Here is a 16,321-nt window from a genome sequence, read left to right on the forward strand (position 1 = left end):
CGGAGAGGGGCACAGGGGTGGTACCGGCGTGTGACACGCCGGTTGCATCGCAATAAGAACCCTGACCGTCAGGGAGGGACTCGGCCCGCCGCGGGCCGACCTTCGCACCCCTTCAACCTTCGTCCTTGAATAACCGCACACACTCCAGCACCGCCCGCTCCAGCGCCTCCCCCTGCCGGTCAAACGACAGCTCCAGCCGCGGCCTTGCCACCGCACACGGCCACCGGTCCAGGGGCACGTGCAGCAGCTTTGACCAGTCCTTCTCCGTGACCAGCAACACGTCCGCCGAATGCCGCCGCAGGTCCTCGATCAGCCGGGACAGCACCTCGGGCTCGAACTCGGCGTGGTCCTTGAGCACCATCGCGCCGACGGGCTCCTGCCCGATCGCCTCCCGCGCCGCCCCCAGGAACGGCCCGGGGTTGCCGATCGCGCACGCGAGGTACACCCGCTGCTGTCGCAGCCATGCCGTGGGCCGCTCCTCATCCTCCGCCGGCCCGGCGACGAGCACGCCCGTCCACGCGTGCCGGCAGACCGAGACAACGCCCTTGGGCAGGAAGTTCCACAGGCGCGTCTCGATCTCGATCGCGTCGGTCCGCGTTACCGCCTCCGCATGCGTGACCACCGCCGCGTGCGCCCTCGACAAGCTGGAGATCGGCTCCCGCAGCCACCCCGCCGGCAGCAGCTTGTCGCCGAACGGCGGGCGTGTCGCATCCACCAGCACGATGTCCAGCTGCCGCGCAATGCGGCGGTGCTGGAATCCGTCATCCAGGATGATGCAGTTGACCCGCTCACCCTCCTCTGTCGCGAACAGGTTCAGCAGCCCCTCGGTCCGATCGGGCTGTGCCACCATGGGCAGGTCGGGGAACGCACGCTGATAGACCTGCGCCTCGTCAGAAGTCAGCCCCTCGCCCCGTGCCCGCCCGTACCCCCGCATCGCCACGCACGGCCAGCTCCCGTTCTCCCGCAGCAGCCGTACCAGGTGCAGCACCATTGGAGTTTTGCCCGTGCCGCCAACGGACAGATTGCCGACGCTGATCACCGGCCGATCAAAGGTGACAACGCCTTTGCCGCGATCGAATGCGCGGTTGCGTCGGGCCACCACCGCCCCGTACACCTTCGAGGCAAGGGAGCCCAGCACCCCGCTCATCGGGGCCTTCGGCCGGTTCGCGCTCAGTTGTGCGTCATCAAGCGTGCCCATGCAGGTGCGCACAGGTTACACACGCGGACCGGCCGATGGAACGAGCCCGATGAACGAGCCCGACGCGCAAGCCCTACGCGCAAGCGAGCGTCTTCGCCCGGCGCCGCGCTAGCCCAAGCCACTCACGACCTGCTCTTCGCCCCCGCCGCCACCGCCCGCGCCTCCGCGATCTGCCGCCGCAGCTCCGCCCGCTCCCGCCGGTGCATCAGCATGCTCGCGCCGATGTCCAGCAGCGCCAGCCCCAGCACCAGCACGATCAGGCCAACCACCAGGATCCAGGTCATCAGGAACAGGCGGGTGTTCGTCGGCGGAATGAACGCAAAGGCCGCCGCGATCAGCGGGATCGTGAACATCATCAGCAGCCCGTTGACCGTCCGGATCCGCTTGCGCGTCGCCGGCTGGTCAGAACGATCGATGAGGACAACGTGCCCCCCCACCACCAGCATCGCCACCGCAGCGATAGGCACCACCAGCCAGAAGGGCGCCAGCGGCACAGGTGACAGCGTCTGCGAAGCACCGGCAACAAGCTGGCCAAGAACAAGCTGAGTCACGCGGGAACCTTTACATCCTGCGGCATCGGCGCACGCGCCACACCGAGCCTGGTGAGCAGGGGCGCGAGCCGATCCATCGGCAGCCCCATGATCGTCGTCATGTCGCCCGTGTGCGAAAGCGGCCAACCGGCCGCGAGGGCCTCGCGGTAGTTGTAGCCCCCCGCCTTGCCCTGCCACGCCCCGCTCGCGATGTACCGGGCGATCTGGTCCTCGCTGAGGCGCCCGAGCCGGACGCTGGCCGTGTCGGTGAAGATGTACCGCACCGGCTCGTCGGCTCGGCAGTCCACCACCGCCACCCCCGTCAGCACCTCGTGCTCGCGCCCCATGAAGCCGCGGATCATGGCCTCCGCCTCCTGCTGCGTCGTTGGTGTGCCGATCAGCCGCCCGTCCATCAGGCACGCGGTGTCCGCGCCGATGACGACGCGCGGGGCCGCTCCCGGCTCGTTGGCCTTCGCCCAGGCCTTCAGGTACGCCAGGCTGGCGACCCACGCCGCCGGGTTCTGTGTCGCGGGCTTGAGCACGCTGTCCTCGAACCCCGGGTGCGTCGCCTCGTGGGCGCCGAAGCCGAACTCCTCCAGCAGCTGCCGCCGGCGCGGCGACCGCGACGCCAGGAGAATCGTGGAGTTGTTCGACGGGCCCGTCACGCCCAAGTATTCGGCACTCCGCACCGCCCCGGGCGAGCTTTCGTGTGAAGCCCGTGCGAAGCTCAGGGGCTCGCAGCGGCAGCGGGTTTGGCGGGCTGATACGGTTGTCATATGGGCAGTCCTTCCGATTCGAATCAGGCCGTCACTTCGGCCCGCCGGGCGCACCTGGTCCAGCTGGACATCGCCTGGGAAGACCCCGCCGAGAACCACGAGCGGGTGCGGCAGCTGCTCGACCGGGCTGAGGTGTCGCCGGGCGACCTCGTCCTCCTCCCAGAGATGTTCGCGACCGGCTTCTCCTTCAACATCCAGCAGACGAACGACAGGACGGGGCAGACGCTTGCGTTGTTAGCGGAAATCGCCGCTGAGTTTCAGTGCTTCGTGCAGGGCGGGCGCACCGTGGCCGCGTGCCATCAGGTGGCGTGCGGGGCGAGCAACGTCATGACCGTTGTTTCCCCCTCGGGCAAGATTGTCTGCGAGTACACGAAGATTCACCCCTTCTCGATCGGCGGCGAGCACGAGACCTTCGCGCCCGGTCGCGAGGTGGTCGTGTGGGATTGGGCTTTCGGAGGGACGAGCCTCAAGGTCGCCCCCGCGATCTGCTACGACCTCCGCTTCCCCGAGCTCTTCCGCACCGCCACCCTCAGGCAGGGCGCCGAGGTCTTCGCTCTGGGCGCCTGCTGGCCGGTCTCGCGCCAGCACCACTGGCGCGCCCTCGCCATCGCCCGCGCTATTGAGGACCAGGCGTACATGCTGGCCGTGAACCGCACGGGGCGCGACCCCAGGCTCGAATACGCCGGCGGCTCCATCGCCGTTTCATCCAAGGGGGAGATCCTCGGAGAGCTCGGCCCCGAGCCGGGCGTGCTCTCGGTCGAGGTAGACGCCAGGGAGGTCCGCCGCTGGCGCGAGAAGTTCCCGGCCTTGGGGGATGCCCGCCTGTTCCCGACCGCCCCTAGGGCCGAGAACTCGGACAGAGCGCCTCCGGCGCTCCGCGCTGACGCACCCTCCCTCGCATCCCTTGGAAAACTCGGTACGCTGGAAGGGCCGTGGGGGCACGGCCTTTTCCCAATTCCGTCCTGATGTGAGCCCACCATGCGTTCTCTCTTCGCTCTGGCCCTGACCCTCGTCGCCCCTGCCGCCCTCGCCGACTTCAACTTCGCAACGTTCCCCAACGCCAACGGGCTCTCCCTCGTCGGCGCGGCCTCCATCAACGGCGGCGCCACACTCCGACTTAACGCCGCCGCGGCAAACAGCGTTGGCGCGGCCTGGCACACCACCCCGCAAGCGGTCGCGGACGGATTCACCACCACTTTCAACTTCCGTATCCACACGCTCGCCGGGGGCGGTGCGGACGGGTTCGCGTTCGTCATCCAGAACTCCGCCGTTAACGCCGTCGGCCTTGGCGGCTGCCGCATCGGCTACCACGACATGCCCAACAGCGTGGTGGTCGAGTTCGATACGTTCCAGAGCGGCACGTGCGACGCCGGCACCGTGAACGACCCCAACGGCAACCACGTGAGCATCCACACCCGCGGACAGCAGCCCAACTCCGCCGAGGAGGCCGCGTCCATCGGCATCAACACCACGCTGGGCAGCCTCTCCAACGGCTCCGTGCAGACGTGCAAGGTCACCTACGTGCCCGGGGTGGGCGGCGGCAACGGCGTCATGTCCGTTTTCGTCGGCGACATGACCACGCCCAAGATCACGGCCTCCATCAACCTCGCCACGACCCTCGCGCTCAACCAGGGCAGGGCCTGGGTTGGATTCACCGGCGCCACGGGAGGCTCGACCGAAATCCACGACATCCAGGCGTGGTCCTTCACCGAGGGCGCCCCCGCCCAGCCCAACAACCCGCGCACGCCGATCATCACCGAGCCCACTTTCGACGGACGCGTGGTCAACCCAGCCGACGTGCACATGGAAACCGACGTCTTCTTCTCCCCCATCGGCGCCACCCACCGCTGCACCGACTGGGAGATCTGGACCGTGACCCCCTCGGAGGTCGTCTGGCGGGCCGCGTGCCTGACCGGCGTTGAACGCCTGCACACGCACATCGGCGACGGCGTGTTCCTCAACTCCCACGCGGGGCGGGCCGAGTTCCTCCCCAGCACCAACTACACGCTCCGCGTCCGCCACCGTGACGACACCAGCTCCGCCACCGAGTACAGCGCCTGGGCGCAGCGGCCCTTCTCGACTGGCACGATCACGTCCAACCTGCCGATGTCGATCGAGGACGTCACCCTGCCGCCGCGCTGGACCATCGCCAGTACCGGGGCTCCGGTGGAACTACCCAACGCGTCTACGCCTCCGCGCCTGCGGCTCGAGTCCGGCCATGGCGACCTGCTCGTCGAGCTCGCGGCTTCCGCGGGTGGGCACGTGATCACAAACCCGGCCGCCCTCACCGAGCACGTCGAGGTCCGCGCCCACTTCATCGCCGGCTCGTCCCCGCTCTCGCTCCCCGCCACCAACCTCGCCGTCGTTAACGAGCACTGCACCACCAAGACCATCTACCTGCCTGCGGTCAACCTCGCCGCTAACCAGCACGCGTACTACTGGGCCTCCGCCGCGGGCAACACCTACACCGGCACCGCCGCCCAGGACCACGCCGACTTCACCACCCTTGCCCGCGGCTCGGAGATGCCCTTCCTCGCCACCGAGCACGGCTATGCCGTCGAGAAGTTCGCCACCGGGTTCCAGCTCCCGGTCAACATTGCGTTCGTGCCCAACCCCGGCCCCAACCCCACCGACGTCTTCTGCTACGTGACCGAGCTCTACGGCACCATCAAGATGGTCACGCGTGACGGCACGCTCAGCGATTACCGCACCGGCCTCATCAACTTCAATCCCACCGGTGCCTTCCCGGGCAGCGGCGAGCAGGGCCTCGCGGGCATCTGCGTGGACCCGACCAATGGCGACGTCTATGCCACCGTTCTCATGGACGACGGAACCGGCAACCACTACCCGCGCGTCATCCGCCTCCAGAGCAACGATGGCGGCCGCACCGCCGCAACTGTCACCACGATTCTCAACATGCCCGCGGACCCGCAGGGCCAGAGCCACCAGATCTCCAACATCTCCTTCGGCCCCGACGGCATGCTCTACGTCCACAACGGCGACGGCTTCGTGGCGTCCACCGCCCAGGACCTCACCCGCTTCCGCGGCAAGATCCTCCGCATGACCAAGGCGGGCGCCGCCCCCACCGACAACCCCTTCTACAACGCGACCGACGGTATCTCCGCTCGCGACTACGTCTGGTCCTACGGCGTGCGCAACCCCTTCGGCGGCGCGTGGCGCCTCGCCGACAACCTGCACGTCATCATCGAGAACGGCCCGACCGTTGACCGCCTTGCGAAGATGGTCCGCGGCCGGAACTTCGCGTACACCGGCTCCGACGCCAGCATGGCCAATTTTGCGATCTACAACTGGAACCCCTCCCGCGGCCCCGTGAACGGCGTCTTCATTCAGAACGAGGTCTTCAACGCCAGCGGCTTCCCCGCCGACAAGCACGGCAAGCTCTTCGTCACCGAGTCCGGCCCCACCTACGCCACCGGGCCGCAGGTGCTCGGCAAGCGGATCGTCGAGTTCGGCGTGAGCGCGGGCGCCAACGAGACCGACCAGGGCTCCCTCACCTCCGGCCCCGGCACCGTGCTCGAGTACGCCGGCGCCGGCAAGGGTTCGATCGTGGGCCTCGCCGCGGGCCCCAACGGCCTCTACTTCACCGACCTCTACAAGGACTTGGGGGCCGCGTCACCCATCGAGCGCGGGGCGAGCCTCTACCGCCTCTACTACGCGGGCGAGACCGGCGTCTGCTGCTCGTCGGACTTCAACGGCGACGGCGACTACGGCACCGACCAGGACATCGAGGCGTTCTTCGCCTGCCTCGGCGGCACCTGCTGCGCGACGTGCCAGGGCGCCGACTTCAACCACGACGGCGACATCGGCACCGACCAGGACATCGAGTCGTTCTTCCGCGTGCTCGGCGGCGGCAGCTGCTGAGGCTCCCGTTTATTCGCGAGCCAGCAGCACCACCGCGTGCACCTCGATCGCGCGCCCCTCCCCCACCGCATCGACCTTCTCGTGCGTCTTGCCCTTGATGTTCACCCGCTCCACCCCCACCGCCAGCGCGGCAGCCACATTCCCCCGCACCCGCTCCTTCACCGGGCTCAGCTTCGGCCGCTCCAGGATCACCGTCACGTCCAGGTTCGACACGACGTACCCGCGCTCGCGCGCCAGCCGCGCGGCCTCCTCGATGAACACCCGGGAGTCCTGCGACTCGTGCCGCGGGTCGGTATCGGGGAACAGCTGGCCGATGTCCGGCAGCCCCAGCGCCCCCAGCACCGCGTCCGTCACCGCGTGGTAGAGCGCATCGCCGTCCGAGTGCGCCACCGGCCCGTGCGTGTGCTCCAGCCGCACCCCCCCGAGGATGAACGGTCGCCCAGCCCCTTGCGGTGCAAGCACTTCCAGACGGTGCAGGTCATACCCGTGCCCAATGCGGCACGCGGGCTGAACGTTCACCTGGTCTGTCGTCGTACGGGAGGGTGTCACCGGCTCAGTGTACCTCCCGGCAGGACCAGCAACCGTGGTGTACGTTGGTGCTGGACCGGCTGAATAGGCGATACAGTGGGCCCCGGGACTCACACCGGCCCCACTGACCTTTGGAGACCTTGGGAATGAACAAGCTCGGCGTCCTCGCGGCACTCACCCTCGCACCCGCCCTCCTGGTCGGCTGTGATGTCTACGAGAAGCAGACGTACACCAGCACCGCCGCCGTGCCGCAGACGGTCAGCCTCCGCGACGTCGGCACCAACGAGCAGCTCTGGAGCTACGACATTCCCCCGGGCCAGCAGCTCAAGCTCTGGTTCAGCAACTCCAAGTCCCGCGCCAACGACCTGGGCTACGACGAGATGGTGTGGACGGTCGGCCCCATCGGCCAGTCCTCCGGCCCGCAGAACAACCGCATGCGCGTCCCCCCACCGATGTCCCGCCGCCTCGAGGGCTCCGTCCGCCCCGCCGAGCTTGGCACCAAGGCCGCCCCGGCCCCGGAGCTCACGTCGCCTGCGATGAAGTAAGCCCGCCTTGAAAGCCCCTCCCAGAGGGAGGGGTTCGGGTGGGTTCGTTCAGCACAGAGTCAACGAGTTTCAGTGGGATCAACTCCCGCCGGGTTGACTCCGCAAACACGTCCCTCTCCGCGCAACTCCGCCCTCTCCGCGTCCTCCGCGGTAGGCCTCTCCTTAGTGCGCCGACTGGCTGCACGTGTAGGACACGTCGCGCGCCTTGAGCTCCCGCAGCAGGTCCTCCACCAGCCCCGGCACGCCCGCGATCATCTCCGGCGCCAGCACGCCCTTCTCGCCGACCCGCCCTGAAAGCAGCATCCGCGCCACGATTGTGCACGGGAACGCCGTCGTCCGCGCCATGCTCGTCGCCTGAGAAGCCTTGTCGTAGAAGTCCAGCAGGTCGTACGTCACCCGCGCCGGCTTCCCGCCCCGCTCGCCCGACGCAGTCACCCGCATCACCGTCAGATCCTCCTCGCCCGGCCCGTACGTCCACTTGGGGAACAGCAGCGCACTCGTCACATCCAGCGGCCGCACGCTCACGCCCTTCACTTTCACCGGCTCCTTGCTGAACAGCCCCGTCTCCCGCATCACCCGCATCAGCTCGATGTGCCCGGGGTAGCGCAGCGTCTTCTCCTTCATGAACGGCACCTTCAGCGACGTCGTGAGGCTCCGCAGCCCGTCGGTGTTGAACGCCTCCAGCGTCCCCACCCCCGCGAAGTCCATCAGCTCCGGCTCGCTCAGGGCCTCCCGCGTCACCACCCGCCCGTGCTCCACCAGCCGCGCCGGGCGCGTGTACTCCTCGATCACGTCCGCGGGCGCGAACGCCGCCTTGTACTCGTACGGCCACCTCCGCTCCCGCGGCAGCCCGCCCACGTAGATCTCAATCTCCTCGCACCGGTCTAGCTGCGCCGCCCCGTACGCCGAGAGGATGTGGCTCATCCCGGGCGCCACGCCGCAATCGACCACCGCCGTCACACCCTTCGCCCTGGCCTTCGCCGACAGCTCCCCAAAGTCCTCCGCCATGAACGAGATGTCGCAGTAGGGCCGCCCCGCGTCGATCACCGCCCCCAGCGCGCCGTACCCAAGGTGGCTCGCCAGGGCCCCGCACACCAGGTCGTGCTGCGAAGCCAGTCGCGTGATGGCCGCGGCACTGGACAGGTCCTCGCGCACCGTCTTCAGCCGCGCCCCGCACCGCGCCCTGGCGGCTTCCAGGTTCCGCTCGCTTACATCCGCGACCGTCACCTCAAAGTCACGGCACAAGTCCGCGGCCATGACCGACCCCACCATCCCCGCACCGAGCACAAGCACTTTTTCCATTCAAGTTCCCCCCGGTGGCACGACCCGCCTAGGGGTCCTGCTTGGCCAGCCACTCACCTTCCGCAAGTCGATCACCCCGGCCTCACCGCCAAGACCGAGCACGGCGCCGTTCGCAGCAGCCGCTCGGCGGTGCTCCCCAGCAGCAGGTCACGCAGGTTGGTCTGCCCGCGCTTACCCATGATCACCAGGTCCGCCCCCACCTGCCTGGCATACGCCGAGATCCCGTGCGCGGCCGTGTCGTGCTGCACCAGGGTGTACACGGGCTTGAGGTACTGCATCTCGTGCGACAGCGGAGCCGCGAACTCCCGCAGCTTCTGCTCCATCCCCGCTCGCAGCGCCTTCTCGAGTTCCGGCACCTCGCCCGGCTTGTTCAGCTTGTGCCCCCACGGGCTCGCGTACGCGTGCACGATGTGCAGCCCCGCCCCGTCCTGCGTGGCGAACCGCACCGCCTGCTCCAGCGCCCGCTTCGAGGTCGGCGAGAAGTCCACGGCCACCACCACCGTCGTGAACGGCCCGCTGTGCCCCTGCTGCACCAGCAGCACGTCCGTCCCCGCCCGCTGCACCGCCCCGCTCGCGACCGGCCCCGCCCCCTTTGACTTGGTAACCCCTTCCACGCCCATCACCAGCAGCCCCGCATGGGCGTCACCCACCCGGCGCGAGATCGCCGCCACGCTGGAGTTGACCTCCACCTCCAGCTTCAGCTTCTCGGCCCCCGGCACCCTGGCCGCGAACTCCGCCCACCGCTGCTGCGACGAGTTGATCAGCTCCTGCGTGGCATCCGCCACCATGGGCACCAGCGGCGCGTTCACGTCGATGACCACCAGGGTTTCGATAACGTGCACCGGCCGCACGCTCGCCTGCCCGAACGCCGCGATCCGGATCGCCTGGGTCAGCGCCGCCGCGCTCGCGGGAGAGAAGTCAATACCCACAACGATGGTTCCAAGGCCGTGCATGAGGACCTCCGTGCCGGATCGTAGAGCCTTGCCCCGGGCTTGCACGAGCGTTTCAAGCGGCAACTGCTGCGCGGTCGATAAGCGTGCCTGATTCCACTCTCCAGACACGAGGTCAGGCACCCCATGCGCACCATCGCGATCATCAACCAGAAGGGCGGCTGCGGGAAGACCACCACGGCCATCAACCTCGCCGCCGGTCTCGCCCGCCAGGGCCGCCGCACCCTCCTCATCGACATGGACCCCCAGTCCCACTGCGCCGCCGGCCTCGGCATCCCCGAGCAGCGCATCGAGATGGACATCGGCGACGCCATGCTCGCCGTCGGCCAGCGCCCCATCGACCCCACCAAGCTCCTCTGGAGGGCCGGCCGCAACCTTGACCTCGCCCCCTCTCGCATGCGCCTGGCCGGCCTCGAGGCGCCCCGGGGCGGCCTCGCTGACCTTGTGGACAAGGACAAGCGCCTCGCCAACGTGCTCACGCACCTCAAGGGCGACTACGACGTCTGCTGCATCGACTGCCCGCCCTCGATCGGTCTGCTCACGTACAACGCCCTCGCCGCGGCCGACACCGTCCTCATCCCCGTTGAAACCTCCTTCTTCTCACTCCAGGGCGCCAACCGCCAGCTCCAGACCGTCAAGACCATCGCCCGCCGCCTGGGTGTCTCGCTCCCAGTGTGGGTGCTGCCGACGATCCACGACAATTCCAACGCCGTCGCCATCGACCTCCTCGAGGAGCTCTACAAGCGCTTCAAGGAGAAGAGCTTGCCGCTGGTGATCCGGCGCGACGCCAAGCTCCGCGAAGCCGCGAGCTTTGGCCAGTCCATCCTCGACTACTCCCCCGAGTCCGCCGGCGCCGAGGACTACCTCAAGCTCGCTCAGTGGGTCGCCGAGAACCTCAAGCCCCGCGGCAGCACGGTTGTCGACCTTGACGATGACATCACCGCCGACGAGACACCCGCGCCCGCACCGGTCGCCGCGGCCCCGACTATTCCAAGCGTTCCCACCTCCCCCGAGGTCAAGCCGATCTCCCGCGCCGAAGATGTCGCTCGGCGCGCGCAAGAGTTCCTCCGGCGCGTCGCCCTGGGCAAGAACCCCGGCACACCCGCACCCGAGACCACCCCCACCAGCTTCGCCCCCGTGACCCCCGCCCCCACCCTGCCGACCCCCACAGTCCCCTCCGGCCCGACGGTCGACAACGCGAGCGGCGGCGTGGCCACGCTGATCCAGCCGCCGGCCACCACGGTTCAAGCCACCCCCCAGCCCCGCTCCACCGTCCTCAAGCTGATCGAGACCCCCGCGACCAAGCCCGCCCCCGTCTCCCCCAGCACCCACCGCCTCCTCGGCGTGCGCGAGACCAACCAGGGCGTGCTCTTCGTCCAGCCCCTCACGCTGGGCGACAGCGTCTCCATCGCCGCCAGCTTCAACAACTGGAACCCCACCAGCCACGTGCTGAAGGCCAATCCTGAGCTGGGCGTGTGGGAGCTCTGCGTCAAGCTGCCCCCCGGCAAACACACCTACCGCCTCGTCATCGATGGCCAGTGGTGCACCGACCCCTACAACGACACCTGCGAGCCCAACCCCTTCGGCGAGACCAACTCGGCCTTCACCGTCGGCGCCCCGGCCCACATCTGACCGCTCGTCGTGCCATCGCCGCTCCAAGCTGCGTTTCGGAGAAACCAGTGCCCCCCATCCCCGCCCCCACGCCCGTCATCGACATGGATGTCGCCCCCACCGATTACGACGCCCTCGCCGACCTCTTCCTCGCCGACGAGCCCCTCGCCCGCCCGGCCGCCATCGGCCCGCGCCTGAAGCTCGCCAGCGACGAGGCCGAAGCCAAGCTCGACAAGAAGCCCGAGCCCACCAAGAGCTCAAACGGCACCACCGACTCCTCCAGCCGCGCCCCCGGCGTGGTCATCGAGGGCGTGCTCGCCGGCCACCTGCCTGTCCTCGCCTCCGCCTGGATCACCCAATACGCCCGCCACCTCGCCGACACCGACGATCAGCCCGTCGCTCTGCTGCGTCTGGTCTCCGGCCAGGCTGTCCTCGACCTCATCCTGCCCACCGGCCACAAGATCCCTGCCGACATCAGCACCGCCCCGGGCGAGAAGCTCACGGCCGTGCTCGCCCGCATGGCCGCGCGGTTCCGCCGCTGGGTCATCCGCGTCGATGAGCCCTCCGAGAGCGACTTCTTCCAGCAGCCCCACCTCGCCGGCATCGCCATCCTGACCGGCGGCGACGACCCCGCGATCGTCTCGACCTTCCAGGCCATCAAGGGCCTCTCGCATGACCTCACCGACACCGCCCCCGCGGTGCACCTGGTCATCATGGGCGCCACCGACGCCCGCGCCGAGCTGGCCGAGTCCCGCCTGCGCCGGGCCGCAAGCCAGTTCCTCCGCCGCGACCTCCCCGCCGCGACGCGTATCCCCCGGATCAGCAGCTCCCTCGCCGTGCAGCTCTACCGCGCCCCGACGACAACAACCATCGCCGAAGTGATCGCCGCGCTGCGGGCCGCTCCCGCTGCCCCAAAGCCCCTCCCAGAGGCAGGGGTTGGGGTGGGTTCAAGCGACGCTCGCCCTGCAACCCCGATAAACAAGCAGCCCGTCGTCATCCCCACCATCCAGCCCGCACCCGCGTCCATCGCCCCCGCGCAGGTCCCCCACTCCTCCACTCCCCCGCTCCTCCACTCCACTTCTCCCACTCCCCACACCGCCTCCCGCGTCGGCCCGCTCGCGGTCGTCTCCGACCCGCTCCTCTCGCAGCTCCACCTCACGCCGCTCACCATCACCTGCCCTTACGCGCCCTCCATCCGCATGGCCGCAGACGCCCAGGGCCGCCTGCACCTGCTCGCCCTCGATGACATCGACCCCTCCGACGGCGCCGCCCGCCTGCTGACGGCCGCGTCCTGGGCCAACGACCACGCCCCCCTCCTGGTCGCCGCGGCCCCCGCCCTCAAGTCCGCCGCCGACCCCGCCCTGCACGTCCTCACCAATGATGCCAAGCTCGTCCGCCCGCTGCTCGACACCGGCCTGCGTCTCCACGCCATCACCCGCGTCGAGGTCGGCGGCCAGTCCATCACCGCCGTGATCGCCCTCAACTAAACCCGCGGCCCCGAACAGCCGACCTACACTCCCGCCGATGCACGCCCGCCCAGCGATTCTCGCCGCCCGAATTACCCCGCCCCGCTGAGGGTCGGTCGCGGCGTGCTCCCATCCGAGTACCTCCACGAGGCCGACCCCCACGGGGCGGCCTTTTTCCATTCCAACGAGCCCGACGCGCGAGCGAGGGTCCTTTCCCGTCCCCTCCCCTTGAGGGGAGGGCTAGGGCCGGGTTGGCAAGCCACACCCCAACCTGCGATCAATCGGCACCGCGCCGCCGCGACTCAATTGCACACCCCGCTCACCTAACATCCCGTTCCACCTGAGAACACCCTATGACCACGCCCGCTCAACCCGCGACCTCTCCGACCTCCGCCAAGAAGGGCGAAGAGAAGAGCCGCTATCGCGCCACCCTCAACCTCCCCCAGACCAGCTTCCCCATGAAGGCCAACCTCGTGCAGAACGAGCCCGCCTCGCAGAAGCGCTGGGCCAAGGTCGGCGTCTACCAGAAGCTCCGCCAGGCACGCCAGGACAAGCCCCGCTTTGCCTTCCATGACGGTCCGCCCTACGCCAACGGCTCCATCCACCTCGGCCACCTCATGAACAAGACGCTTAAGGACTTCGTCGTCCGCGCCAAGTCCATGAGTGGCCTGGACTGCCCCTACATCCCAGGCTGGGACTGCCACGGCCTGCCGATCGAGCACAAGGTCATGACCGAGCTCGTTGAGGGCGGCAAGGTCGAGAAGCTCAAGACGCTCGACGAGTGGACCCGCCGCATGGCCGTGCGGCGCGAGTGCCAGAAGCACGCCGAGAAGTACATCAAGCTCCAGGCAGGCCAGATGCAGCGGCTGCTCACCCTCGCCGATTACGACAACCCCTACCTCACCATGGCCCCGCAGTACGAGGGCGACACGCTCGAAGTGCTGGCCTCGCTCCTCGAGCGCGGCCTCGTCTACCGCGCCCTCAAGCCCGTCCACTGGTCCATCGCCAACGAGACCGCCCTCGCCGAGGCCGAACTGGAGTACTACGACCGGGAAGACCTGTCCGTCTACGTGGACTTCGAGGCCGCCGACGGCGAGGCCGTGTACGACGCGTTCGGCCTGAAGGACGAGGAGACCGACGAGACCCTCGAAGACGCCGATGGCGCCGACGAGGCCGAAGCCGGTGAGAGCGAGTCCAAGCGCGGCGGCCCCCCCAAAGGCCGCCCCTCGCAACGCCCCACCTTCATGATCTGGACCACCACCCCCTGGACCCTGCCCGCCAACCTCGCCATCGCGGTGAACCCCAAGTTCGAGTACGCGCTGGTGTGGGTGGACGGCAACATCACGGTCATGGCCGCGGACGCCGTCACGCGCGTGACGCAGCTCGCCAAGTCCGAAGAGGTCTCGATCCTGGCCCGCACCACCGGCGACCGGCTCGTCGGCCTCAAGTACCGCCACCCCTTCGTCACCCTCGCCTCGCAGGAGGGCGTCGCCTCCCCCACCTTCACCGCCGCGGCCCGCCAGCAGGCCACGACCGAGAAGGTCTATTCCGTCATGGGCGCCGACTACGTGACGCTCGAGGACGGCACGGGCCTCGTTCACACCGCCCCCGGGCACGGCGCCGAGGACTATCAGACCGGCCTCCGCGAGGGACTCCCCATCTACTGCCCCGTGCGCGGCGATGGCACCTACGACGCCACCGTCCCTCAGTGGCTCCGCGGCCTTTCCGTCTGGGACGCCAACGAAAAGGTCACCAAGCACCTCCGCGACAGCGGCCACCTCTTCTACGACCACAAGTTCACCCACAGCTACCCGCACGACTGGCGCAGCAAGACGCCCACGATCTTCCGCTGCACCGAGCAGTGGTTCATCGCCGTGGATCAGGCGTTCGACGTGCAACAGCACGGCAAGGCCTCGCTCCGCGACCGCTCGATGAACGCCGTGTCGCCAGGCGAAAACGCGGTGAAGTTCGTCCCCGAGTGGGGCCGCAACCGCATGCGCGGCATGCTCGAGTCGCGCCCCGACTGGTGCATCTCGCGCCAGCGCGCCTGGGGCCTGCCCATCCCCGCCTTCGTGCTCGAGGACGGCACGACCTTCATGACGCCCGCCAGCGTCCGCGCCATTATCGCGCTCGTGAAGGCCAAGGGCTCCGACGCCTGGTTCCAGATGCAGCCCGCCGAGCTGCTCGCCGGCTACAACCCCGCGAGCGACCCGCACGCGAGTGCCGCGGTGAAGGCCGCGCACGCCGCGGGCTGGGAGAGCGTCAAGAAGGGCGGCGACATCATCGACGTGTGGTTCGAGTCCGGCTCCTCGTGGAACTCGGTGATCCGTGCCCGCAACCTCGGCTACCCCGCCGACCTCTACCTCGAGGGCTCCGACCAGCACCGCGGCTGGTTCCAGGCCTCGCTGCTTCCCGCCCTCGGCGTCACCGGCGAGCCGCCCTTCAAGACCCTCCTTACCCACGGCTTCATGGTCGACAAGGACGGCCGCAAGCTCAGCAAGTCCCGCGCCGACGCCGCCCGCTACGAGGTCGACAACCTCACCGTTGAGTTCGGCGTCGACGTCATGCGCTGGTGGGTGGCCTCGCTGCCCTACGAGAACGACGTCAAGGTGGACGTCGAGTTCTTCGCCCTCGCCGGTGAGAGTTACCGCAAGGTCCGCAACACCCTCCGCTTCATGCTCAGCAACCTGTATGACTTTGATGGCACCGGTCTTGGTGGCACCGGTCTTGGTGGCACCGGTCTCCCGACCGGTGCGCCTTTCGACTTTCCCCCAACGTCGCTCGACGCCTGGGCCCTTTCCGAGTACCACCGCGTCGCCGAGGCCGTGACCGCCGCCTACCACGCCTACGACTTCAAGACCGCCCAGTCCAAGCTCTACGACTTCTGCAACGACACGCTCTCCGCGGTCTATCTGGCGGCCGTGAAGGACCGCCTCTACTGCGACAAGCCCGACGCACCGCGCCGCCGCCGCACGCAGGCCGCGCTCTACCTGATGACCGACGGCCTCGCTCGCCTGCTCGCGCCCATCCTCCCCCACACCGCCGACGAGACCTACCGCGCCCTGCTGAAGGCCGACCAGAACAGCGACGCCTGCGTCCACCTCGAGACCTTTGCCCCCGCGCCCAACGCCAAGGCCGACCCCGCGTGGACCGAGGTCGCCTCCCTCCGAGCCGCGGCCCTCATCGAGCTCGAAAAGGCCCGCCAGCAGCTCCGCGAACGCGAGTCCGCGGGCGACCCCGCCGCAAAGTCCGCCGAACCCCTCGACTTCGGCGTCACCCTGCCCGACACCTCCGGCACGCTCTCCCGCTTCGACATGGAAGACCTCGCCGACCTGCTCGGTGTCAGTCTCGTCCGCATCGATGCCAAGGCCACCGGCATCACCGTCGAGGACCGCCGCAAGGAGCCGCAATGCGAGCGATCCTGGAAGCGCGACGGCACCGTCCGGCAGCGCAGCGACGGTGGCCTGCTCACCGACCGCGACGCCGCGGCCGTGGGCGTCCAGTAACTCACCGCGTTATCGCACGTTCAGCCC

12 protein-coding genes are annotated in these 16,321 nt (G+C 69.0%); 6 read left to right on the top strand and 6 right to left on the bottom strand.

Annotated features, from left to right (window positions below):
- Positions 1-112: 112 nt before the first annotated feature.
- The 3 genes from lpxK to VD997_09085 form a co-directional block, all read right to left on the bottom strand.
- Positions 113-1,198, bottom strand: coding sequence for a tetraacyldisaccharide 4'-kinase (lpxK, locus tag VD997_09075; GenBank protein ID HYE62136.1), 1,086 nt, complete (start codon positions 1,196-1,198; stop codon positions 113-115).
- A gap of 122 nt (positions 1,199-1,320) precedes the next feature.
- On the bottom strand, positions 1,321-1,749 hold the full coding sequence (locus tag VD997_09080) for a hypothetical protein (GenBank protein HYE62137.1): 429 nt from the start codon (positions 1,747-1,749) through the stop codon (positions 1,321-1,323).
- The gene (locus tag VD997_09085) at positions 1,746-2,393 is read right to left on the bottom strand and encodes a Maf family protein (protein HYE62138.1); all 648 of its coding nucleotides are present in this window, start codon (positions 2,391-2,393) and stop codon (positions 1,746-1,748) included. The genes VD997_09080 and VD997_09085 overlap by 4 nt, the downstream gene beginning before the upstream one ends.
- Positions 2,394-2,504: 111 nt before the next feature.
- Between VD997_09085 and VD997_09090 the strand changes: the two genes are divergently transcribed.
- Together VD997_09090 and VD997_09095 are read left to right on the top strand one after the other, a co-directional pair.
- A complete protein-coding gene (locus tag VD997_09090) occupies positions 2,505-3,470 on the top strand; it encodes a nitrilase-related carbon-nitrogen hydrolase (GenBank protein HYE62139.1) in 966 nt (321 codons plus the stop codon).
- Positions 3,471-3,482: 12 nt separating this feature from the next.
- Positions 3,483-6,386, top strand: coding sequence for a PQQ-dependent sugar dehydrogenase (locus VD997_09095; protein HYE62140.1), 2,904 nt, complete (start codon positions 3,483-3,485; stop codon positions 6,384-6,386).
- Between the two features lie 9 nt (positions 6,387-6,395).
- Here the strand turns inward: VD997_09095 and ispF are convergent, their stop codons facing one another.
- Positions 6,396-6,935, bottom strand: a complete 540-nt coding sequence (gene ispF / locus VD997_09100; protein ID HYE62141.1) for a 2-C-methyl-D-erythritol 2,4-cyclodiphosphate synthase — start codon at positions 6,933-6,935, stop codon at positions 6,396-6,398.
- A 125-nt stretch (positions 6,936-7,060) separates the two neighbouring features.
- Between ispF and VD997_09105 the strand changes: the two genes are divergently transcribed.
- On the top strand, positions 7,061-7,459 hold the full coding sequence (locus VD997_09105; protein HYE62142.1) for a hypothetical protein: 399 nt from the start codon (positions 7,061-7,063) through the stop codon (positions 7,457-7,459).
- Between the two features lie 162 nt (positions 7,460-7,621).
- On the opposite strand, the gene VD997_09110 is transcribed toward VD997_09105, so the two are convergent.
- Together VD997_09110 and VD997_09115 are read right to left on the bottom strand one after the other, a co-directional pair.
- Entirely contained in the window at positions 7,622-8,761 is a 1,140-nt protein-coding gene (locus tag VD997_09110; GenBank protein ID HYE62143.1) for a saccharopine dehydrogenase C-terminal domain-containing protein, read from the bottom strand.
- Positions 8,762-8,832: 71 nt separating this feature from the next.
- Positions 8,833-9,714, bottom strand: coding sequence for a universal stress protein (locus VD997_09115; protein HYE62144.1), 882 nt, complete (start codon positions 9,712-9,714; stop codon positions 8,833-8,835).
- A 123-nt stretch (positions 9,715-9,837) separates the two neighbouring features.
- Here VD997_09115 and VD997_09120 point away from each other — a divergent pair, with 123 nt between their 5' ends.
- From VD997_09120 to ileS, 3 genes are all read left to right on the top strand, one after another.
- Positions 9,838-11,343: an AAA family ATPase gene (locus VD997_09120; protein ID HYE62145.1), complete on the top strand. Its 1,506-nt coding sequence runs from the start codon at positions 9,838-9,840 to the stop codon at positions 11,341-11,343.
- Between the two features lie 47 nt (positions 11,344-11,390).
- Positions 11,391-12,809 (top strand): hypothetical protein, encoded by a 1,419-nt coding sequence (locus VD997_09125; GenBank protein HYE62146.1) that lies wholly within the window; start codon positions 11,391-11,393, stop codon positions 12,807-12,809.
- 332 nt (positions 12,810-13,141) lie between these two features.
- Positions 13,142-16,294, top strand: a complete 3,153-nt coding sequence (gene ileS / locus VD997_09130; protein HYE62147.1) for an isoleucine--tRNA ligase — start codon at positions 13,142-13,144, stop codon at positions 16,292-16,294.
- Positions 16,295-16,321: the final 27 nt, after the last annotated feature.

The organism is Phycisphaerales bacterium (genome assembly GCA_035627955.1).
Lineage (GTDB): Bacteria > Planctomycetota > Phycisphaerae > Phycisphaerales > UBA1924 > JAEYTB01.